At 57.7% G+C, this 22,005-nt stretch carries 19 protein-coding genes, 1 tRNA gene, 1 other RNA gene and 1 pseudogene; 10 read left to right on the top strand and 12 right to left on the bottom strand.

The genetic code is table 11. The features are described from left to right. Positions 1-68 precede the first annotated feature (68 nt). Positions 69-145 (top strand) — tRNA-Met (locus I6J28_RS10865). An 898-nt stretch (positions 146-1,043) separates the two neighbouring features. Here the strand turns inward: I6J28_RS10865 and I6J28_RS10860 are convergent. The 8 genes and pseudogenes from I6J28_RS10860 to I6J28_RS10820 all read right to left on the bottom strand — a co-directional run bounded on the left by I6J28_RS10860 (position 1,044) and on the right by I6J28_RS10820 (position 9,605). Beyond that, positions 1,044-1,753 (bottom strand): annotated as a pseudogene (locus I6J28_RS10860) (IS6 family transposase). A 127-nt stretch (positions 1,754-1,880) separates the two neighbouring features. Continuing rightward, the gene (locus tag I6J28_RS10855; RefSeq protein ID WP_239454603.1) at positions 1,881-2,417 is read right to left on the bottom strand and encodes a hypothetical protein; all 537 of its coding nucleotides are present in this window, start codon (positions 2,415-2,417) and stop codon (positions 1,881-1,883) included. Next, entirely contained in the window at positions 2,395-4,008 is a 1,614-nt protein-coding gene (locus I6J28_RS10850; protein ID WP_204609873.1) for a relaxase/mobilization nuclease domain-containing protein, read from the bottom strand. The genes I6J28_RS10855 and I6J28_RS10850 overlap by 23 nt, the downstream gene beginning before the upstream one ends. Next, positions 3,989-4,351 (bottom strand): MobC family plasmid mobilization relaxosome protein, encoded by a 363-nt coding sequence (locus I6J28_RS10845; RefSeq protein WP_204609871.1) that lies wholly within the window; start codon positions 4,349-4,351, stop codon positions 3,989-3,991. The genes I6J28_RS10850 and I6J28_RS10845 overlap by 20 nt, the downstream gene beginning before the upstream one ends. Before the next feature lie 247 nt (positions 4,352-4,598). After that, complete coding sequence (locus tag I6J28_RS10840; RefSeq protein WP_204609870.1) at positions 4,599-4,976, bottom strand: hypothetical protein; 378 nt, start codon at positions 4,974-4,976, stop codon at positions 4,599-4,601. After that, positions 4,973-5,365: a hypothetical protein gene (locus I6J28_RS10835; protein WP_005322336.1), complete on the bottom strand. Its 393-nt coding sequence runs from the start codon at positions 5,363-5,365 to the stop codon at positions 4,973-4,975. Before I6J28_RS10835 ends, I6J28_RS10840 begins: the two co-directional genes overlap by 4 nt. 263 nt (positions 5,366-5,628) lie before the next feature. Next, a complete protein-coding gene (locus tag I6J28_RS11815) occupies positions 5,629-8,754 on the bottom strand; it encodes a hypothetical protein (RefSeq protein WP_239282747.1) in 3,126 nt (1,041 codons plus the stop codon). A gap of 365 nt (positions 8,755-9,119) precedes the next feature. Continuing rightward, positions 9,120-9,605, bottom strand: coding sequence for a hypothetical protein (locus I6J28_RS10820; RefSeq protein WP_144403109.1), 486 nt, complete (start codon positions 9,603-9,605; stop codon positions 9,120-9,122). Positions 9,606-9,661: 56 nt separating this feature from the next. Here I6J28_RS10820 and I6J28_RS11810 point away from each other — a divergent pair, with 56 nt between their 5' ends. Next, the gene (locus I6J28_RS11810) at positions 9,662-10,894 is read left to right on the top strand and encodes a site-specific integrase (protein ID WP_239454602.1); all 1,233 of its coding nucleotides are present in this window, start codon (positions 9,662-9,664) and stop codon (positions 10,892-10,894) included. A 405-nt stretch (positions 10,895-11,299) separates the two neighbouring features. Then, positions 11,300-12,133: a kinesin gene (locus tag I6J28_RS10810; RefSeq protein WP_204609869.1), complete on the top strand. Its 834-nt coding sequence runs from the start codon at positions 11,300-11,302 to the stop codon at positions 12,131-12,133. A 66-nt stretch (positions 12,134-12,199) separates the two neighbouring features. On the opposite strand, the gene I6J28_RS10805 is transcribed toward I6J28_RS10810, so the two are convergent. Further along, on the bottom strand, positions 12,200-12,643 hold the full coding sequence (locus I6J28_RS10805; RefSeq protein ID WP_204609868.1) for a DUF1990 family protein: 444 nt from the start codon (positions 12,641-12,643) through the stop codon (positions 12,200-12,202). Between the two features lie 149 nt (positions 12,644-12,792). Between I6J28_RS10805 and I6J28_RS10800 the strand changes: the two genes are divergently transcribed. Continuing rightward, positions 12,793-13,881, top strand: a complete 1,089-nt coding sequence (locus I6J28_RS10800; RefSeq protein ID WP_204609867.1) for a S1 family peptidase — start codon at positions 12,793-12,795, stop codon at positions 13,879-13,881. A gap of 284 nt (positions 13,882-14,165) precedes the next feature. Here the strand turns inward: I6J28_RS10800 and hisN are convergent, their stop codons facing one another. Next, positions 14,166-14,948: a histidinol-phosphatase gene (gene hisN / locus I6J28_RS10795; protein WP_150850962.1), complete on the bottom strand. Its 783-nt coding sequence runs from the start codon at positions 14,946-14,948 to the stop codon at positions 14,166-14,168. Further along, positions 14,941-15,777: an inositol monophosphatase family protein gene (locus I6J28_RS10790; protein ID WP_204609866.1), complete on the bottom strand. Its 837-nt coding sequence runs from the start codon at positions 15,775-15,777 to the stop codon at positions 14,941-14,943. Before I6J28_RS10790 ends, hisN begins: the two co-directional genes overlap by 8 nt. Before the next feature lie 60 nt (positions 15,778-15,837). Here I6J28_RS10790 and prfB point away from each other — a divergent pair, with 60 nt between their 5' ends. Beyond that, positions 15,838-16,941, top strand: a complete 1,104-nt coding sequence (prfB, locus tag I6J28_RS10785; protein ID WP_204609865.1) for a peptide chain release factor 2 — start codon at positions 15,838-15,840, stop codon at positions 16,939-16,941. Positions 16,942-17,024: 83 nt separating this feature from the next. Here prfB and I6J28_RS10780 read toward each other — a convergent pair whose 3' ends face one another. After that, positions 17,025-18,644, bottom strand: a complete 1,620-nt coding sequence (locus I6J28_RS10780) for an AbgT family transporter (protein ID WP_204609864.1) — start codon at positions 18,642-18,644, stop codon at positions 17,025-17,027. Between the two features lie 109 nt (positions 18,645-18,753). Between I6J28_RS10780 and ftsE the strand changes: the two genes are divergently transcribed. The 5 genes from ftsE to ssrA all read left to right on the top strand — a co-directional run bounded on the left by ftsE (position 18,754) and on the right by ssrA (position 21,682). Further along, the gene (ftsE, locus tag I6J28_RS10775; RefSeq protein ID WP_204609863.1) at positions 18,754-19,443 is read left to right on the top strand and encodes a cell division ATP-binding protein FtsE; all 690 of its coding nucleotides are present in this window, start codon (positions 18,754-18,756) and stop codon (positions 19,441-19,443) included. Next, entirely contained in the window at positions 19,440-20,342 is a 903-nt protein-coding gene (gene ftsX / locus I6J28_RS10770) for a permease-like cell division protein FtsX (RefSeq protein WP_204609862.1), read from the top strand. The genes ftsE and ftsX overlap by 4 nt, the downstream gene beginning before the upstream one ends. Positions 20,343-20,386: 44 nt before the next feature. Continuing rightward, positions 20,387-20,890 carry an SsrA-binding protein SmpB gene (smpB, locus tag I6J28_RS10765; protein ID WP_005322310.1) on the top strand — a complete coding sequence of 168 codons (504 nt, stop codon included), beginning with the start codon at positions 20,387-20,389 and terminating at the stop codon, positions 20,888-20,890. Further along, positions 20,883-21,239: a DUF488 domain-containing protein gene (locus I6J28_RS10760; protein ID WP_204609861.1), complete on the top strand. Its 357-nt coding sequence runs from the start codon at positions 20,883-20,885 to the stop codon at positions 21,237-21,239. Before smpB ends, I6J28_RS10760 begins: the two co-directional genes overlap by 8 nt. A gap of 62 nt (positions 21,240-21,301) precedes the next feature. Next, positions 21,302-21,682: a transfer-messenger RNA gene (gene ssrA, locus I6J28_RS10755) on the top strand. Positions 21,683-22,005: the final 323 nt, after the last annotated feature.

Raw genomic sequence — 22,005 nt, 5'->3', positions numbered from 1 at the left:
GCCAGGACAGAGCGAATACACTTTGTGTTAACGCACTGTTCAAGCGCAGATGATGGAAGTCATCTCGACGCGGGGTGGAGCAGCTCGGTAGCTCGCTGGGCTCATAACCCAGAGGTCGTAGGTTCGAATCCTGCCCCCGCTACCAACTTCCAAGCCCCTACCAGTGGAAACGCCGGTAGGGGCTTTAGTTATTTCTCTTAAGGCGCACGTCTTGGGACTCAAATTGGGACTTTAGCGATGGCATTTTGTCACTTAAGTCGGTGTGGAAGTGATGCCGCCCGACACGCCCCTAAGCGTTACCCTTCGCGCGGTTGTGGGACATAAAAGGCACTGCTACCCTCAGCCTAGGTATACAAATTCTGGAGCTTTCACTGTAGACGGTGATCCGATTTAATATGTTGGGCGAAACTCTTCTTTTTACAACTTACTTCCTCGCTCGAGAGTCTGACCTTGAACAATTCCATAAACAGTATTTAAAAAGGGTGGATAAGGCTCGAGAGATCACACAGATACTCTATGTAACTGACGAAATTACACATGGGGGAGACGAAGTAATTCGCGAAGTCATGATGCAAGATTTCCGTAGGGATATGCGAGACTTCGGCACTTACCCATTTGATGAATCTGAATGGGGTTTGTATAGCCTTTCATGTGTAGCTAAAGACGTTGACGAACCCGCCAGTGAAGGGTCTAACATGTCTAGGCTATGGTATGACCTAGCTTTGGGCGAAGAGACAGTCCCTAGGGAATTTACCAGTCAAGTAGAAGCCGTTAATCTGTCGAGCGATGGCAGAGGGCTCCCTCTGGGATCTATTTCTGCTTGATTGTGATCCAGAAATTCAACGGAATATTTATACGATAAGTGCCGTCACCTCTTGATTCAGGCGTCAGCGTGTAGTCTCGGCGATTAGGCTAATCACTGGTGCACATATCCGGTGGCTTCATTTCTGGTACTAAATCGCTTCGGTGCTGTTGCAAAGTTGGGCGGAGAGCCGAGACGACCCAGTTTCTCATTTCCTGATGGCCGCTGCGTGTCGGCGTTCTCAGGCCGTCTCGAAGACCCGGTTGACGATCACCGCGTCCGGATTGGGGTGCCCATAAGCAAACATCGTGCCCTGACCTTTCCGCAATGAATGCATCGCTTCCATCCCTTTCAACGTCCGGTAGGCGGAAATTCGGTTTTTGAACGCCCCCTTCGGTCCCAGGATTCGTTTCAACCGGCCATGATCTCCCTCGAAAACGTTGTTCAGGTATTTCACCTGACGGTGCTCCACCGTCTGAGGGCAGATTCCCTCCGCCTTCAGCTCGGAGATCGCCTTGGCCAGGGAGGGTGCCTTATCTGTATTAATTACCCGCGGGGACCCGGCTGTCGTATTCGATCGCAGCGCCTTGGCCAGGAAACGCTTGGCCGCCGCGACATTGCGCTTCGGAGAGAGATAAAAGTCCAGGGTCTGCCCACCGGCGGTAATAGCCCGGTAGAGATAGCACCACGTGCCGCCGACCCGAATATAGGTCTCATCCACCCGCCAGGACCGGGCCTGCCAGTCGGGTACCAGCCGGTACCACCGAGTGTGCTTATCCAACTCAGGGGCGTATTTCTGCACCCAGCGGTAGATCGTGGTGTGATCGACTGGCACACCCCGCTCGGTCATCATCTCTTCGAGATCGCGGTAGCTCACCCCGTAGCGGCAATACCACCTACTGCCCACAGGATGATGTCACGGGGGAAATGACAACCGGAGAAGACACCCATGGCTGTGTCTATTTCACGTCGCCCTTCCTACTGCCCCAACTTTGCAACAGCACCAGAGAGAGCATAAAAGAAACGTAGCGGTTAACCGCTACGCTGTGTTGTGGGGCTTTTTACTTTTTACGGTGCACTAGTGGTTCGTTTCTTTCCTCGGGTGATTGCGACGATATTCCTCGACCAAGTGAGCAATACCCGGCGCAGCCTGGGACAGCATCCAGGTCATAAGCGCTATAAGAACCCCTATGACGATAAGTGTTAACGCCAACCAGCCCAGTGTTGGGCCGATGCCGTTGGCCTCCTGGACGTGACCCCACAAGGCAGACACGCCGTCGGGTATGCCGAGCATACTTAGCAGCCCCTTCCCCAAGGCTCCGACAGCAACGAGTGCGATAGCAACGAAGAGAACACTGGCTGCAATCCACGAGGCAGACTGGCAAGCCTTAATAAAGTTCGTGTTCGACTTTTCCATATCGTCGTTATACTGCTTGCGTTCTGCGCGTATCTCCTCCAGCAGTTTTTCGTTGGACTCCTTCTCATGGAGCAAGGCACTGCGAGCCTTCTTAGATGCTTCTGCTGCCTCGTGCAGGCTCTTAGACTCTTTCGACATTGCCTCAGATACAGCTACTTCTACCAGCGGTTCCAGGCTAGAAGTCAGGCTGGAAGTCATCTGAGCGTTCAGGCTCTGGGCTACTGCTTGGCTGGAATCCTTGTCGAGATGGATGGGGCTTTCGGCTGCTTTGAGTACCAGCTGTTGCATCCTTGTCAGACGCGACATCTGCTCGCTTATCTCGATTAGGTACCCTTTTACCCCCTCCAGGCCGTTGGGCAGATCCTCGATGTTCTTTATCAGACCCAGGATCATCTGCTGCACGTCCACCATCGCTATCTGGAAGTGACTGCTGCTCACGTAGTTCTTGTTTGCGGCGAGATTGCCTTTTACGTTCCTTAATTCGCTTTCCGCTTGCGTCAACCTCGTCGAGAAGTCGCTGGGCAGAGAACTGAGAATATCCCCTGTATTCTCCGGCAGACTCTTCAGTTTCTCCTGCAGCGTCTTGATAGACTTCTCCGCCTTGTTCAGGCGCGGGCTGAGAACCTTCAAGACGTTTTCCATCTTGCCTTTCGCCGCTGCTTGGGCTAGCTCCGTCATCTCGGTCACTGAGACCATGATTTAATACCTCCTGGGTGTAATAGTTTTCTTCCTCCTCGTCATCGAGAAGGCTGGAGCCGTATTTCGCCTCCAGGTCGTCATCATCGGTTGCATTAGCTTGAAGTGCTGCAAGCTGCCGCGCAATATGGGCTGATTGAGCCTCGTTAACGCGCTCGGTCACGCCCTCTAGCGAGTAGCTGCGGCCCAATTTTGAGCCAGCTTTAGCTGCCTTACGCTTTCGAGTACGCCCGGCCTTCGTGGTGTTCGTGAAGTAGGCATCCTCTCCGTCATCGTCGACCAGGGCCACGGTTAGCGACTCACCCTCGGTTTTTGACTTGGGCTGCACTTTTAGAGACAGGTTGTATTCGCCAGCAACCTCTACTGCCTTCACCAGTGGGTCGTCAGCATCGGCCACCCGTTCATCCGCGCACAGCTCATCCATGCGCTTGCGGGCGAAATCCGCCCACGTGGCTGCGGTCAGCTCATCCACGCCCAGGCCCGTCGAGTCTGTGGACTTGCCCTCCTTGCGTGCCCTGCGCTCAGCAGGAAGCAGCGATATTTCCGGCTCCCGCTCCAAGACACGCATCCCCAAATCGCGCATCAGCTCATCGTTGATATTGCGCAGCTTGTACCAGTTGCGCATATCCCGAGGCGCAGCCTTCTTCGTCTGCGTATCGTGGTTGGCAAAGACGATATGGTTATGGACACAGCCGCTTTTACTGTCGGTGTGCGTAGCTACGGTAAACGGAACTCCCGTGCCCTGCGTCAGCCGCATCGCCAGCTCTGAGCCAGTCGCATTAGCCCGAGCTACATCAGCCGGGTCATCCTTATCCAGCTCGTCTTTAGCCCACGATTGGATATAAATAATTGCTTCGTCAGTGCGCTGAGCCGGAGCATAACGCTCCATTTCTTCCACACTGGCTTCCATGAAGTCCACACCCGACCAACGGCCAGCTGTAGCCTGTGGCGAAAAAGATTCAGCGTTAGGTTGAACCGTGCATAAAGCATCAGCTCGCACCTCACCCTTGCGGGCATTGTCTGCCGTTCCATAGACGGCATAGACCGTTGCCGCGCGGATGTCCTGGCTGTAGTTAATCTTGATTGTGGACAAAGTCCTTCACCTCTTTACGAAGAGAAGAAACCTCGGAGCCAATCGTCTCTACAGCCTCAGACACGGGGGCCACGCCGTCGATATTCGCGCGGCGAGCCAACTGGTTTAGATTGACGCCAATCCGCCGCAGTTGGTCGTTCATCTCGTCAAGGCGGCGCAGCGTGTCCGGGGCCAAGCGCTTTTGCGTCAGCACACTCTCCTCCTCTGCGAGGACATAGAGAGCTTCCCGGAACACGACGGCCTTTTGCACCCCTACGACCCGTGCGACCTCCTCGACAAATCGGTCTAAATCCTTATCGAGGCGCACGGTGGTGCGCGAATATGTCGAGAACTTGTCTCGCATATCCACCTCCTACTTATCAGGCTTACTGTGGCAGGGTGGCCCCAACTGCTTGTCGCAGCCGGGGCCACAGCCTGTTTGTAAGGGTCACGCTTCTCCGGTGTCGGCCCCCTGAATCTGCTGCGCAGATTCAGGCGTACTCGCCACCGTCAAAGACGGCCCTCACAAACAGGCGGCCAGCAAGCCACTCGGGCACCTCCGGTGCCTCGTGGCGCTGGCGAGGGAGATTCTCTCCCTCGACCCTCTGGCCCTACGCTTGCGGGCCATTCTGGCCCGCGTGCTCCGGGCCTGCGGCGGGATTCTGCTGACTCTGTGGAGTCCTCGGAATCGACTGCGGAGCCTTTATCGGCTCCTGCGTTCCGCCGCGAGGTGCGCCCTCGTGTCCCTCGGACGCTTCACGGGAGGGGGCCTCCCGTATACCGATTTCTGCGAACAGTTCCCTTACGGAACCGCCGCGAAATTTGGACCACTTGCTTGAAGGCTCATAAGCGCAGGCGTAGAGAACTTCGCCTAATTGACGCTTAAACTCCTCAACCTTCTTGGCTTCTTCGGCTTCTTTTTGCTCCCGCTCCTGGCGGAGAGCTTCAATCTTTTTTACCGACGAAGCGGTCTGAGACTTCGTAATCATAGTTCTGGTTCCCATCCTTTACTGGTGTCTTTTTCTTCTGGTTCATTCTGGAAAAGTGGGGTGAATCGCGGGTTTTTGACCCGAGGGACACGAGGCTTCTTTTCCCGCGGCGGCTGCGGTGGGTAGCCACCTTGATTCTGCTTTTTCCGCCGCGACTGAGCGCGCTCATCGAGGGTTTGCTCTAGCTGATCAAGCTCAGCGTCAACCTTTTCTCCCTCCGCTTTAAGCTGCTCCAAAGACACTTCTTCTTTTGGGGCGTGCTGGGCAAAATCGTCCAGAATCTCCTGGACTCGGTTGGAACGACGGATAATATCGGCGCGGTCTAGACCAACCAAACCGGCGATAAGCCCCTTCGCAGACTCCTCCGCTGCGTACCTGCTCTCCTCCATTTCCGCGCCTGTTTTAGCTCCACTGCGCGGCGCTCGTGGGGCGCTCGGCATCCGTGGTGCTCGGGGCGATTGTGGCTCCATATGTTCCTCCTTATCTTGGGTTGCGGTGTATTGGTGCCATCGGGAACTCGGTCTAAGCACCCGATGGTTCAAGACTTAGCTGGGGTGCTGTTGCTTGCATGGTTAGCGTCTCTGTGACGATAAAAGTGCCTATAGGAGGGCCGCGAGAAAGCTTCATACCAAACCGACCAGGGGGAGGGGTGCTAGACATAGCCATCACCGCGATTCAGCTCATCGGCAAAGGCACGAACAGCATCCATATCGGCATCGCGTAGCACCGTCGAACGCCGATCCTTCTTGCTCATGTGATCCCACTGCGCTCGGGTAAACTCACCCATCCCCAGAGAGGACAACCAATCCACCTTCTGAGCCACGGAAACACGAACAGCCAAACGGTCAACGACGACGAGACCGGCCTTATGCGCGGCAACGAGTTCAGTGAGTAGGGCACCGTCAGCAGTACGGATACGACGACCCCGAGCAGACTCAAATCGCCTAAACCATGTATCCCAATCGCGACCCGTGCGCAGACATCCGGTAGGCCGGTCATCACCGGTTGTCCCATACCGAACCAACTGCATGTGACCAGCAATCCCACGAGCACGCTTGTAGTCATCAATCGAATCCCAGGCACGAGTTTCAAACCCAGCCATCTCGTTACCGTCAATGATGTCCACCCGAAGCGAGTCCCGTAACGGTTCCCGCTTGAGGTCGAAGTCCAAGGCGGACACCGCAGGCGTGAGGTCCACGGGGTGGAAGTCCACCCGATTCACAGACCTCGACAATTCACGGAAGGGAGGGAAAGACGTGTACGGGTTCGGTATTTTGCCCTCGCGCGTCAGAGCCACGTCACGGAACCAACGACGCTCATCGATAGTCCCTCGTTCAATCCCCTCTGGCACCTTCAACCCGGCCTTAGCTAAAACTCCGTGGTCATGTAGGGAGACATTGCCGCGCGTAGAAAGATTCACGAGGTCATCTTGGTGGTGCTTGATTTCCCAGACAGTCGGATCACCGACAAGAGCCTGGCGCGCGTCCCGAAACACGTCGGCGATGCCAAAGCAATCGAAGTGCTCGATCTCCTCAACCGAGGTGATGAAGCCGTCGGTCGTGACCGACAAGATCGGAATCGTGTTGGCCATCGCCAGAAGAAGCGCGCGGACAAGCGATGTCGTCATAGACGCGTGATAGGGAGAAGTCACAGATGACCCACCGATGGACTCCATCTGCTCGGCCCATGCGTCCCAGCCGTTGCGCTCCGAGACGTCCTGAGCCAACTTTCCGTACACGGAATTCGTGGCAACCTTCACCATCAACTCCTCAGGAGACCCTTTGCCGAACGCCTTCTTCGCAGTCGCACGATCAGCAACCATCTGCTTAAGGGCGAAGCGCAGTGACATCGACGGAGAACCGTCAGCATTATTGAGCAACCTCATGCGATAACCGATTTGCACTCGCACCGCCGCCCCCAACATCAATGCGAGATACAGCTCAGGCCCAGCACACCAAGCACCGTGAAAGCCCGCGTACTCACCAACATCGTCACCCTGCGCGGCACCTGCACCGTGCGATGTACGTGGATACAACACGCAATCACCCTCAACCGTTGGCAGACAAGGGACTTTCACATCGGGTGGAAAGTCCCAACTGACATAGGCGACGACAGGTGTAATAGGCCCAAGGGGGAAATCATCGAGCGTGAGTTCCCGGTCTTTCAAGACCTCCTCGATGCAGCCGGTCTCGTAATCAACATCGATCACCGATGCCATTGCGGACGGGTACGCAGACTGGATGTCATGGTCGAACGTTGGATATGGGTGATAACCCGGTGACAAGCAGCTGTTCCAACCGCCGTGGAACGACATCTTGAACGCAGTGTGAGACTGGTTGGCATCTCCATCGACAGGCACAAGCTCGCGACTGGCGTAGTACGACAGGTCGTCATGCTCCTCGGATGCACTCGGATCAGTCTTAGCCACCAATCCACGGAACTGTATGAGGAAGTCTCTCTTAGAGGAAGCACCCATGTACTGCATGATGCCGTCACGAACAGCGCTCGCACCGGCACCAGACAGAGTGACAGGAGGCACAACGTTAAGACCCCACAACATTGCCAGATACTCGACCACGATGACAGCGTCGTTTACCCCATATTCGAGGAACGTCAGCAGATCGTCACCGCGCATAGCGGTCATGTCCTCGATGGCAACGCCCACATCGAGCTTCGGCACACCACATACGTCACCGAGGACTTCAAGACTCTTCTGCCCCGGAGCCGACTGACACATCGTGTCACGCACCAGCAACGAAAACGGCAGCCAACGGTAGCTATTAGAACCCTTACCAGATTTGCGCATGAACCGGGCAGGCTGCAAAGAAACCAAACCGCCCGAAGCCGATGTCACACGGTGCAGCACGTCGTTGTACTTCCCACCACCACTACGTTGAACCGGGGGCCTGCGAAATGCGGTCAAATCGGCGTTCGCAAAATGGCACGCCAACACCAGAGGGATCGACCTCTTGAACACTGCATCGCGGGTGGCGATATAATCAAACCGGTCATCAGCGTCATCACAACGCACATCACGAACTAGAACGCCGCGAGGATCAATCTGCGGACCCTTGCCACGCGCCAACACATGTAGACCCGCAGCAAGGGTAACCACATACAGCGCATCCTCCAAATAGATGCGATCACCTGCCAGCGGCAACACGACAACCTCCACAAGAACGTCATCGTTGAGTGGATCGGTGCACGCGAACTGGTAACTATCGATGGTGCGCTTAGTGACGTCGCCTTCGGCGTAGGTGAACTCGGTATCAAAGCCGACCACATGCGCCATGCGACCAGTACCCATAGACCGCACCGTCGGAAGCGCTCCAAACTCCACAGGACCGTCACCGGCACGAGACGGGTCAGCGACACACTCTGAGTCGCCATCATTAACCCCTGCAACCGCATCGGCATCCACCGCTGCTGCGGAGCCACGACGACCGGGCGCTCCGGCCCGGCCATTCTGTCTCTCCCCTAGGGGATTTTGGCCTGAAACGACTTTAGGGTCTTGACCAGCAGGAACGTCCGTAGAACTGCCTGAAATCGTGGCCAAGGTCTCCGAGACCTTAGCCACAGATCGAGGTTCACGACGTACCAAAACGGTGAAGTACGACGGGTCAGAACGCCCAGGAACGTCGACGGCAGTGTCGACGAGGCGTGATTGCCACTCGGTGCCATTCACGTCAAGCTCGATGAGTTCATGCTCATGACGCACCGTGTCGGGCGCGTCCTTGGGGGAGATCTCTATGCTCCACGACTCGTTCGCTGTCGTCATGGCCTCTCACCACCGACAACACGCCCATCTAGCCACGCCTCAATATCGGCGATTCTGTAGACGACGAGGTTGGCACCCACGCTGGCGTATCTGGGCCCTTTGCCCTGAACACGCCAGTTGTTGAGAGTTTGAGGGGCAATCCCGATCAGGGATGCCGCTACCGAACTTTTAACCGCAATAGGCTCGGCATGATCGACCAGTTTTAAATTAGAAACACCTTTCAAGGTTTGCTCCAGACATGCTGAAAGGGCCCCGGCCTAGCGGTTATCCGCTTTGGGGGCCTGCATATCCGAGTTGCAAACCTTGGGCTTTTATTCTGCCCGGTGCCTCGGTGGCCAACCGTCTCAAGTACGGCTGATTACATTTTACCCTACTTGTGAGGACAAATCAAAGATCGGCGGAAACATCGTAGCCACGACACTGTCCGGTACAGGGTCGATAAGATCCATCGTCAGTCCTTCACCTGCGGCGAAGCGTCGTCCGGTGCTAGGCCGGTAAAAGGTGAACGGCAACGTTTGATCGGCTTCGTTCTCCAGGAGCTCGAGTCGTGCCAGGAGGTGTTTGCGCGCATCGTGCAGACGCGGGTGTCGCTTCTGACGGCCTTTCGTATCGTTCTTCACAATGGCGTCCAGATACCTTAGTTCACGAGCTACGGCGCGGATTTCACCGTAAGTTTCAAGGGCGGTAAGCAAGAGCTGTGTCACCTCCTCGCGGGAAAGTGGGGGAGTGAACAAATCGAGAGCGTCAACATAAAGCGTGTGGTTATCGTCAACCAACGTGCGTAGCACTTCCTGGCGTCTACGCGCGACGTCGTCGGTAGACCATTTTGCAGGACGTTCTGAAGGATCCATACCAGCAATGATAACAAATTCGTACCTATTACAAAAGTGGGTCTATAGTGGTGTGTATGTCCAAGCAAATACGTGCCGCCAGAACGAAACTAAGCCCTGGGGAAGATTCCATCGATCGCGTCGTTGATGCTTTGCCGCCGCGTGGTCCATACGAAGCGAAAATCACCGTCCGACTATGGGACGGAACGACTTACCGCCCGACAATCCGGGCAAGGACAAAGGGGGAATTCCGGCGAATTGCCGGCGAGAAGCGGGACAGCAAGCTCAACTCGACGTCGACCAATTGGGATAAGAGTAAGAACTTCTCGGCGTTCATTACCGACGTTTCTAAGCCGGCCATCCAGGCGGCACGGCTGCGGCCGAACACGCGCGCCCGGTATGAGCTCGCATTGAAACAGGCCGAAGCACAGCTTGGAAAACATGCCATTGGCGAGGCTGTGAAATTCCGAACTCTCGAACGCGCATTGCAGGCCATCGCCACCGCAAACGGGTCGGAATCCGCACGGCAGGCCCGTACTGTCGTGAGCAAGTATATTCTGGATCAACTCATCCGCGAGGGCGTTATCGACCACAACCCGTTACGCGGAATCAGTATCGACCTCGGCGAGGTCAAGAAGGGCAATAAACCGCAAGGTGGTCACGCCCTGACGAACGCACAATACGACGCCGTTGTAGACCATCTCATTGCACGCGATACGGCCAGACCGTTACCACCGGGTACGGACAGACGAGCAAGCTCCATCGCAAAACATGGCAACGTGGTTGCGCTGGCACTACTACAAGCGGGGACGGGACTTCGCATCTCAGAGGCGCTGGCGGCGACGAGACAATCTGTAAAAGTCGCTAATGGGCAAATCGCGATCAGCATTACATCTGATCAATCCAAAACGCACAGAGGCCGTTCTATCCCGTTCCTGGACAAGCGTGTCGAAAAGTTTTGGTTAAACCGGCTCGACGGACTAGGAACGACCGACCCACTGATCCCTTCGCCAGGAGACAAGCAGGCGCACTGGCGCACCGACAACGCCGTGAAAGCGTCAGCGGCTCTGTTTAAAGATGTCGGCGCGCAGGTCCAGGACGACCACATCGCTTTAATGAGATCCCATGACTGGCGCACGGTGCTCAATAACCGGGCCATCGCGCGAGGGGTGCCCGCCCAGGTGCGTGCAGCCTACTTCGGGCATGACGTCGACGTGAACACGCGCAACTACACGGATTGGACTGATGTCGACGCTATGCGGGGAGCCTTGAATCTCGGTGAAGAAAGTGGGACTCAAAACGGGACTTAAGAGTCGGTAATCTGCGGTAAGGCGCAGTAAGGCCCAGTATGCTTATACCTCTCTAATCAGCAGGTAAAAGGGTAATAACTGCAGGTGGCTCGAACTTGAGGGTGAGAACCCAGAGGTCGTAGGTTCGAATCCTGCCCCCGCTACCAACTTCCAGGCCCTCATCGGTTCGCCGGTGAGGGCCATTTTTTCGTTTTCATCCTCCCGTCTTCAGTCGGCGTGGCCGCACTTATGCACAACAAGCACGTTTCTCTCTTTTGGTTCCCAGAAATTGGCAGAACGTGGCTGTAATGCATTTTTTATTAAGTCGCATTGGGGGTGTGGCCCAGTAAAAAATCCGTGCACGCTCCCGAACTTTCTGGAACCCTAGAGGGGAGAAGATAAATCTATTTAAAGGAGTACGAAGCAATGGCGAATAACCTAGGCCACGAAGTCGACCTGGACCGCAACAAATACAAGTACCTGGCATCTGAAGACTCCGTGTCTTCGGCAGCTAAGTCTGGCGCCTCCGCTCAGTCCGGTGCGGCTGCAGCGGGTGCAGGCGTTGCAGCGGCAGGCGCCGCGGGCGCTGCCGGCCTATCCACGCCGGTAGGCAAGCAGGCTGCAGATAATGCAGAGTCGACCGCCAGCAAGTACGAGCCGCAGAATCACGTCGTCGCTGGCGCCGACGAAGAGCATGTAGGCTCTGCCTCCGAGCAGCCGGACCTGCAGGAGAAGCTAGACGAGGATAACTCTGACTACGCGCCAAGCCAGCACATCGTGGGTGGCGCGAAGGAAGAACACATTGGTTCCGCCCCGCAGCAGCCAGATTTGCAGGAGAAGCTGGACGAGGATAACTCTGACTACGCACCGAGCCAGCACATCGTGGGTGGCGCGAAGGAAGAGCACATTGGTTCCGCCCCGCAGCAGCCAGATCTGCAAGAAAAGCTGGACGAGGATAACTCTGACTACGCACCGAGCCAGCACATCGTGGGCGAAGCAAACGAAGAGCGTGTTGCTACTGCGCCGAACCAGGATAACGTCAATGGGCAGCAGTCCTCTGAGCGCCTGGATCAGCTAAAGGGCAAGGCATCCGAGGCTGGTAGCGCCGTCGGGGATGCTTTCCAGCGCGCTAAGGGCTTCGTGGAGGACAAGGCACACGAGTACCAAGAGGAGTCCACGAAGAAGGGTGGCTTCTTTGACCGCGTCAAGGGCGCTGTGCGCGATGCACGCGAGTCCATCGAGGACAAGCGCAAGAACTAACCAGCGCTGAGTCTAAGCCGCTTTCCCGGGGTCGGGGAGGCGGCTTTTGTCGTATATACAATCCTGCTAATCGTCCAAGGCGTGAAGGTAGAGCCGGCTAATCAGTAGGCGCCTTGGCACGTCCACGAGGGGGCGCAGGAAGGGGAGGAAGGGCTCGGAGGCGGCGTCGATAAGCAGCAGGGTGCGGCCATCGCGCAGGCGCTCAAGGGTGAAGGTTTCTTCGCCGCGCTCGAGGTGTCCGGGGAGGGTGCCGTAAGTGAACCCGCAGCGGCCGTCTTCGTGGAAGACATCGACTACGCGACAGCGAAAATCCCATGGGCCGAGGCCCATGGTGACCTCCGCGCCGAGCTCTACCACCTCATGGGTGGGGCGAACGCGGAAAAGGCCGCTGCGTTGGATTGACCAGCGGAATAGCCGGTGTGTGGCGGTATCAAAATCAGCGTCGATTACTCGTGACATGTGCAGCTGCGGGAAGCCAGAAGTATCGGAATAAGACAGCGGTGTGACCATGCGCCCAATGATAGGGGAGGGGTGATTACCCCCGAATTCTGGAAGAAATATAACGGCTTGGACACAGTCACAGGAGTTTGCTGATTCCACAATTTTTTCGTGCCAGTATCGAGCTTGCACGATGTTGACAACTGAAAGTAGGTACCTTGATGTTTCGCATTCCGCACCTTAAGAAAGTCCTGGTGGGCTCGGCTTTCGCTGGTGCGTTTTTCCTGGGATCCCCGGCCGCAGGCGCCCAGGAATTGCCCCAACCGGATTTCGATTCCGCAGGGATTATTGACCAAGTCCGAGATGGCCTGGCTGGGGTAGGCATCCAAACCCCGCAGGTGGATAAGAACGTCACCGACGCCGTGGATTCCTCTGTGCGCAACGCGCAGCAAGCCGTGCAGCACACGGTGCAGGAGGCGCAGTACGCGGAGCCGATGACCAACCCGAATCCCATCGGCCTAGCGGAGCAGGCCACCCAGCCGGAGTTTAAACCGCAGGGAACCAATCCAAACTATAAGTGGAAAAATGATGGATTTTCCAAGGTAGCTGCGGGCAAGCCACAGGCTGACTACGTGCTGCACCGCGTGCCGGGCTCGTTCTTTGATGCCCCACGCATTCCAGAAGAATCTGTTGCGGCTATGAATGAGGGCGAGTCGCTTTATGGCCCCGGCACCCCGGTTTATGTCGATGAGAAGATGATGTGCACCCTGACTGTGGCGGGCAACGATAATGCTGGCCGCAAGGTTGGGCTTACCGCTGCGCACTGCGGCAACGTGGGGGATTCGGTCACCTCCGCCGATTCGGAGCAGATTGGCCCGACAGGCACCGTGGTGTCCAAGAATGAGGACCTGGATTACGCCGTCATTGAGTTCGGCTCTAAGGCCAAGGTCTCCCGCTCCTACAATGGCGTAACCGTCAATGAGTTGGGCGGCGGCGTTAAGCCGGGCCAGCAGGTGTGCAAGCAGGGCGTTGCCACCGGAAAGACCTGCGGTGTGACCTATCAGCAGGCGAAGAAGATTCAGGTTAACCAGGTATGCGCCATGATGGGCGATTCCGGTGCACCGCTGTTGGCCAACGGCCGCCTCATTGGCTCGATTACCGGCGGTTTCCTGCCGGTGAATTTCCCGTGCCGCACCCCGCTGCAGGGGCCGGTTCATAACCCAACCGCCGCAAACACCATGGATGCAGTCTTGGCGGATATGAACCGTCGCGGTGGCGTAGGTGCTGGCTTTACATTGCCTGAGGACTAGCCTCGCCAAACCTTTGCCCGCTTTCCCAGCCTGGGGGGAGCGGGCTTTGTGCATCTTTGGCTGGTGCTAAAACCACAGCCAATCGGGTATAGCGTGAACTACTTGCGAGCCATCACCAGAAGCTACTTAGGCGTGGTTATTGACACCGGCAGGAGCCGGTCAGAGATGCAGCCGTCCTTATTGGCACGCACCCGCCGCCGACCCGGATGCGAAAAATCCGAGTGCATGCGTACAGATCGGCCGCAGGGTGGCGGGTGCGTGTTACTTCAGCTGCGCAGAAATTCCTAGCCCTGTAGTGCGGCTAGGGCGTGCTTGTGGAGCAGGCCGTTGGAGGCGACGCCGGATCCGCCGTGGGGGCCAGGGTTTCCGTCCAGATCCGTGAATGTGCCGCCGGCCTCGGTCACGATGAGGGAGGGCGCGGCGAGGTCCCACAAGGACACCTCGGGTTCGGCGGCGATGTCTACCGCACCTTCGGCCACGAGGCAGTAGGACCAGAAATCGCCATAGCCGCGCAGGCGCCAGGTCTTGTCCGTGAGTGCGAGGAACTGATCGCGCAGGCCGCGTTCGGCCCATCCGGTCAGCGAGCTCATGGCCAGCGAAGAATCGGCGAGCTTTTCCACGTGGGATACGCTCAAGCGCTTCGGCTCGCCGCCGAAAACGCGGAAGGCACCAGCGCCCTTGGCTGCGTACCAACGGCGGCGCAGGGCGGGTGCGGAAACCACCGAAACTACCGGTTCGCCATCTTCCAAAAGGGAGATGAGCGTGGCCCATACGGGGACGCCACGCACGAAGTTCTTGGTGCCGTCGATGGGATCGATGACCCACTGGCGGCCCTTATAGCAGGCCTCGCCGCCGTATTCCTCACCCAGCACTTCATCGCGCGGGCGGGAGCGCTTAAGGGATTCGCGGATATGCTTCTCACAGGTGAGATCCGCATCCGATACGGGAGACATATCCGGCTTTTCCTTGACGGAAAGATCCGAGGCCTCGAAACGATGCATGGTCACTACATCGGCATGGCCCGCCAGCTCGAGCGCGAGGCCCAAGTCTTCTTTGAACTTACCCACGGAGCCAATCCTCCATCTGATCCACTACCTGTTTATTGCCGGCCAAGCACCATTCGACGCCGCCGGCCTCTACCTTGCGGGCAGCACCGCCGGCCGCCTCCACGAGGGCTTTGCCGGGGAACCAATCCCAATCCGCCACCGAATGCTGCATCCATGCGCCCCATGTGCCATCGGCCACGGAGGACAGATCAACAGAACCGGCACCGAGCATACGGACTGTAGCAAAGTTTTCCGCCACGCGCTGCCATGCCCCGCGGATATCCGCATCCACCAGCGAGGTTGGGTGCAGATACGTGGATAGCGAAATCTGCTCGGCCGGCTTTTCCTCCAGACGTGCCACTTCTTTCCCGTCGAGGGAAGTGGGGTAGTCCCGGCCGCCGAACCAGGTATAGCCCATGGCGGGGCGGTGGACGGCGCCGAGGGTGATCCCGGTGGCGTCGGTAAGCGCGAGCGCAGAGCACCAATAATCGGAGCCAGAAGAAAAGTTGTAGGTGCCATCGACCGGGTCAATGACCCAGGTCCGGCCGGACTCGGACTCGCGTGCCGCACCCTCTTCGCCGAGGATGCCGTCTTCCGGACGCACGGCCTCGAGCACGCCCGCAACGAAGCGCTCGGCCGCCCTGTCCGCATCCGTAACAACATCCGAGATAGAAGTCTTTTGCTCTACGTCGACGCCCATCTCGCGCAAGCGCCAGGCCAGGCGGCCGGCGTTATAGACAAGGGCCTGCGCAAGGTGCGCATCCCCGTCATCCGCGTGCGCGACAATGAAGGTCTTGATGACCGCGTCGATCATCTCCTGCAAGCTCGGCTTTTGATCCATGCCCACCATTGTCACCCTAAACGCGGCCGATGGCTAATTATGCCGGCCGGGTGGGTAGGATTGGGGCCTATGCGTCCCGAAGTAACAGCACGGCTCAAGCAATTGGAAACCACCCTGACCACCATCGAGAAGGTCATGGACCCGGAGGCTTTGGCTGCCCGCATTCGGGAACTAGAGGCCCAAGCCGGCGACCCATCCCTGTGGGATGACCCCGCCCACGCGCAACAGATCACCTCCGAGCTTTCCGCAGCGCAGGCCAAGGTCCGCAAGTTGGAATCGCTGCGCGGGCGCTTAGAGGACATGCCCGTGATGTACGAACTCGCGGAAGAAGAGGGCGATACCTCCCTGGCGGATGATGAGCTTGATTCCCTGGAATCTGCCATCGAATCGCTGGAGGTCACCACCATGCTTTCCGGTGAGTATGACCCGCGTGAGGCGGTTATCAATATCCGCTCCGGCGCCGGCGGTGTGGACGCGGCCGACTGGGCCGAAATGCTCATGCGCATGTACACGCGCTGGGCGGAAAAGCACGGCCACAAGGTTGATGTCTATGACATCTCCTATGCGGAGGAGGCCGGTATCAAGTCCGCCACCTTCGTCGTCCACGGTGAATACATGTACGGCCAGCTCTCCGTGGAGCAGGGTGCGCACCGCCTGGTGCGCATCTCGCCCTTTGATAACCAAGGGCGGCGCCAGACCTCCTTCGCAGAGGTAGAGGTGCTTCCGGTGGTGGAGCAGACTGACTCGATTGAGGTGCCAGATTCAGAGGTGCGCGTCGATGTCTATCGTTCTTCTGGTCCGGGCGGCCAGTCTGTCAATACCACCGACTCCGCGGTGCGCTTGACCCACATTCCCACCGGCATTGTGGTGACCTGCCAGAACGAAAAGTCGCAGATTCAAAATAAGGCCTCGGCCATGCGCGTGCTGCAGGCAAAGCTGCTGGAGCGCAAGCGCCAAGAGGAACAAGCTGAGCTCGATGCGTTGGGCGCCGGTGGCAACGCCTCTTGGGGCAATCAGATGCGCTCCTACGTGCTGCACCCGTATCAGATGGTCAAAGACTTACGCACCAATTTTGAGGTGGGCGATCCCTCCAAGGTGCTCGATGGCGATATCGATGGCTTCCTTGAATCCGGTATCCGCTGGCGCATGCAGCAACAAGAAGATCAAGCTTAGGTCCATACTGATCGGGCTGAATTGAACGTGAAAAGGCCGAACTGAGGGGAGAAAATCCTCAGTTCGGCCTGATCTCTATGGACTTAACCCGCGTAGTCCATCGGCGCGCCCGGTCCCAGCGGGATGCCGATGAGGTACCAGATGACGAAGAAGGCGAACCAACCCACGATCATGCAGAGGGAATAGGGCAGCGCCAGCGACATCAAAGTACCCACACCCGCGTGCTTGTAGTAGCGCTGCAGGAAGGTCAACGCCAGCGCGAAGTAGGGCGACATTGGGGTGATGATATTCGTCGGAGAGTCACCGATACGGAAGAGCACCTGGGAAACCTCAGGCGAGACGCCCACATACATCATCATCGGCACGATGACCGGGGCCATCAGCGCCCACTGGGCGGAACCGGAGGTGATGAAGAGGTTAAGCAGTGCGACCATGGCCACCAGTGCGGCGAACATGACCAGCGGCGGCAGGGACCAGTGCTGGAGCAGCTCGGAGCCCTTGATGGCGGTCCATACGCCGAGGTTGGACCACTCGAACCAGGCGAGGAACTGAGCGACGGCGAAGAAGAGGACCAGCATGGGAACGAGGGTCTCGATGCCCTTGGCCATAAACTCCGGTACATCAGCAAAAGACTTCACGGTGCCTGCTGCCAGGCCGTAGACGATGCCGCATACCAAAAATGCCAAGGCGATCGGCACCGCGATGGCGCTAATGAGTGGCGACTCCATGAAGCTATCCCCTTGGCTTGCCAGCGGGGAGCCGGGGATAAAGAGCAAGGCAAAGAAGGCGGCAAGGAAGAGCACGAGCGCGATGCCGGAAGCAATCAGACCGCGCTGCTCGTTGGGCTTGATGCGCATCGCCTCTTCATCATCGGTGAAGTCGTACTCCTCATCCTCCTCTGAATTTGCGCCGGCCCCACCGGCGGCCTTGGAGAAGGACACCTCTTCGTAATTAATGTGGTCGTGGTCCACGAGCTCGCGGGCTTTTTTGACCATGAGGCATTCCGTGACCGCGGTAATGATGAGGGAGAGCACCACGGCAGAAGGGATGACAAAGAAGATATTGGCCAGTGGGCTGACCTCATATTCTGGGGCCACAAACTGCGCGGCCGGGGTGGAAATACCCGCGAGCAGGAGGTCGGTGATATTGAGAATCAGCGAGGCATTAAAGCCGGCAGACGATGCCGCAAAGGCCACCATCGCGCCCACGATGGGGGAACGGCCCACGGCGTGGAAGGCCATTGCGCCCAGCGGGATCAGGATGACGTAAATGGCATCAGAGGCCACGGAGCCGGTCACGCCGGCCAGTGCCACCACGAAGGTCAGCATCTTGGCGCTGACCTTGGTCACCATCGCGCGCACCAACGCGGAAAGCAGGCCAGACTGCTCCGCCACGGCCACGCCGAGCATCACGGCAAGGATGACGCCGAGCGGCGGGAAGCTGGTGAAGTTCTCCACTGCATCAGTAACCATGCGTGAGATATTCTCGGTGGTCAGCAGGGATTCTACTTCGATGGTTTCGCCGGTCTTGGGGTCCTCGGCGGTCATGCCAACTAGGTGTCCAAGCCAAGAGGTCACAGCGACTATGGCTGCGAGGATGACGAAGAGCCAGAATGGATCCGGCAGTTTATTGCCAATCTTTTCTACAGTGCCCAGGAAGCCGCTTGCAGAACGTGGTTTTTCTTTAGTTTCGGTTTCGGCCATTGTATCGGCACTTTCTGTCGATTGGGTCGGAACAAATTAGTGTCTTAGACCACATTACTTAAATACAGTTCACAGCGTGGTGTCAACTTTAGTTGCTACAGTGATTCGCGTGATTAGATTCGACAACGTGACTAAGGCCTACTCCGCCGAGTCTCGCCCAGCGCTCGATGGGGTGTCTTTCGAGATCGCGGATGGTGAATTCGCCTTTCTCATCGGCCCGTCCGGCTCCGGTAAGTCCACTTTCCTGGAGCTCATGGTGCGCTATAGCAATGTGACCAAGGGCGATATTTATTTTGATGACTTCCACGTCAACAAGCTTTCCGGCAAGCAGATTAACGTGCTGCGCCAGTCCATTGGCTATGTTTTCCAGGACTTCCGCCTGCTGCCCAAGCTGACGGTGTACCAAAACGTGGCCTTTGCGTTGGAGGTTATTGGCAAGAGCAAGTACCGCATCTCCACCTCGGTCCCGCAGGTCTTGGATCTGGTTGGCCTAGAGGATCGCCGCGATGCGTATCCGCACGAGCTTTCCGGTGGCGAGCAGCAGCGCGTGGCCATTGCCCGCGCGGTGGTCAATCGGCCGAAGCTTTTGCTTGCCGACGAACCCACGGGCAACCTCGATCCCTCCACCGCCGACGAGATCATGGACTTGCTGCTGGGCATCAACCGCCGTGGCACCACAGTGGTGATGTCCACCCACAATGCCCGCGCCGTCAATGGGGCACGCAAGCGCGTGCTGGAGCTGCGCAATGGAGTCCTCGTGCGCGATGAGCACGAGGCGACGTACGAGGGGGAAGCATGAAGCTAGGTTTTATTTTCCGCGAGGCCACCAAGGGCCTTGGCCGCAACCTGACCATGACCATCGCCATGATCATCACCACCGCTATTGCGGTAGGCCTCGTTGTTGCCGGCATCATGGTGACCAACCTGACCAAGGACACCAAGGAGATCTACCTCGACCGCGTTGAGGTTATGGTCCAGCTTAACGAGGATATTTCCGCTGGTGACCAGGATTGCGTGACCCCGGCCTGCGCGGATCTCCAGGGACAGCTCGACGCGGATGATTCCGTCGAGTCCGTGGAATACCGCAACCGCGCGGAATCCTATGAGCGATTCAAGGAACTCTTCCAAGACACCGACCCCGTCATGGTGGAACAAACCTCGCCCGATGCGCTGCCGGCAGCGTTCCACGTGCGCCTGAAGGATCCAGAAGACGCTTCTGCGATCGATGCGATTAGGGATAACCCGGCGGTAGAGGATGTCGTCGACCAGCAGCAAGAAGTGCGCGATGCCGCAAGCAACCTGGACTCTATCCGCAATGCCACCTTTGTGCTGGCTATTGTGATGTCCGTGGCGGCCATCTTCTTGGTGGCCAATATGGTGCAGATCGCCGCGTTCCACCGCACCCGCGAAACGGAAATCATGCGCATGGTGGGCGCGAGCCGGTGGATGACGCAGGCGCCGTTCGTACTGGAAGCAGTGCTGGCCTCGCTCATCGGCGTGGTCTTGGGTGGCGCCGGGATTTTTCTGGGCAAATCCCAAGTGGTGGACCCATCCCTGCAAGGGCTGTATGAATCCCAGCTGCTCGCCCCCATGAAGTCTGGCGACCTCTGGATTGCCCTGCCTCTCGTGGGCTTGCTGGCGCTGGTGGTCACCGCCGTCACAGCACATATGGCCCTGCGGTCCTATGTGCGCAAATAGCCCGTTTGCTGGGCCGGCTAAAAGGGCACTACACTGCCATAATTATGGCTAAGAAGGGCAAGAAGAATAAGAAGGCGGCGTCCGGCGAAGCAACGCTCGCTACTAACCGCCGGGCCCGGCATGACTACAAGATCCTCGAGGAATACGAGTGCGGCATCGTCCTGCTCGGCACCGAGATCAAATCCCTGCGGGAGGGAAAAATCTCGCTTAATGATGCCTTCGCTACCATCGATGATGGCGAGGTGTACCTGCGCAACCTGCACATCCCGGAATATTCCATGGGCTCGTGGACGAACCACAGCCCGCGGCGCACTCGCAAGCTTTTGCTGCACCGCCGCGAGATCGACAAGCTTTACGGGCAGGTGCGCAACGGTAATAAGACCTTGGTCCCGCTCAAGGTCTACCTCAAGAATGGCTACGCGAAGCTTTCGCTCGCGCTGGCTCAAGGTAAGCAGGACTATGACAAGCGAGAGGATATTAAGCGTCGCGACCAAGACCGCGAAATTTCCCGCGAGCTCGGCCGCCGCGTGAAGGGCATCAATGTTTAAGACGGCGAAGGTTCACGATGTAGTCAAGGGCGAGGACACTATCGAAGGCACTGGGGTGCTGGTGGATCGGATGTGGCCCCGGGGCGTCGCCAAGAGCGACCTGGTCTACGACGAGTGGTTCAAGGACGTCGCGCCGAGCCCCGAGCTGCGCAAGTGGTGGAACCACGACGAGGATCGCTTCGACGAGTTTGCCCGCCGTTACAAGGCCGAGCTCGATGACAATGACTCCGAGGAGCTCGCCCAATTGCGTGCGCTTGCCGACGCCACCCTCCTCTTCGCCGCCGCCAACCGCACGGTCAACCATGCGGTAGTCCTCAAGGAATGGTTAGAGGAGCACTTGAGGAAATAAAAGCGGGTGGGGTAGTGTTGAACGAACCGTAGGGAAGATGCACTATCCCGTCCCTACAGCATGGGGTTGATTTGGTTTCGACTTCGTGCACTGCGCCAGGGGAAGCGTGCCGGTGCAGGCTAACGACCACCGTATAAGCGTCGTAGCAACCAATAAACGCAGAGAAGAACTCTCAGCGTGACTACGCCCTCGCTGCCTAAATACAGCGACGCGTGTCTGTCAGCCTAGGTTTCGTTCCTGACCTAGATCCTGGCATCGACTAAGGAACTAGCCGGCTGGCCGGGTCATCAGGACCAGTCGGGACTCTTACTGGTGACTGGGCCCATCATCCGGACGTGTTCGCCCGATCCGGAGGGCCGAGCAGAGATTCTGTGCGGACTGCGCACGGAGAAGCCCTGGCAAGGTGACGAAGGACCCGGGTTCAATTCCCGGCAGCTCCACCGATAGGCCCCCGAGAAATCGGGGGCCTTTTTCCATGCAATGGCTTTTAGATCTGCGAACCCTCTCCTGCGGCATTGGAGGAAGGCAATCTCGCAGTGGACTTGGGGCCTTCTATATGGCTTAGGCCGCTCACCGAATCCTGCCTTCTGGCGCGGAGTTGCTCTGGCATGTGGTGCGGGAAATCCAGACTGTGCTGGGGATTTGTCATTGTTGGAGGGGTTGGACTACATTTATCCAAGTCGCCGCGAGGTAGCCGGGAGGTTACTTTTGAGCGAATTTCGTGCGGACTTGGTTCAAGGATTTGACAGGGTTCATTGAGTTGAGT

The organism is Corynebacterium tuberculostearicum (genome assembly GCF_016894265.1).
GTDB lineage: Bacteria > Actinomycetota > Actinomycetes > Mycobacteriales > Mycobacteriaceae > Corynebacterium > Corynebacterium tuberculostearicum_D.
This window is presented reverse-complemented; position numbering and strand designations above follow the sequence as displayed.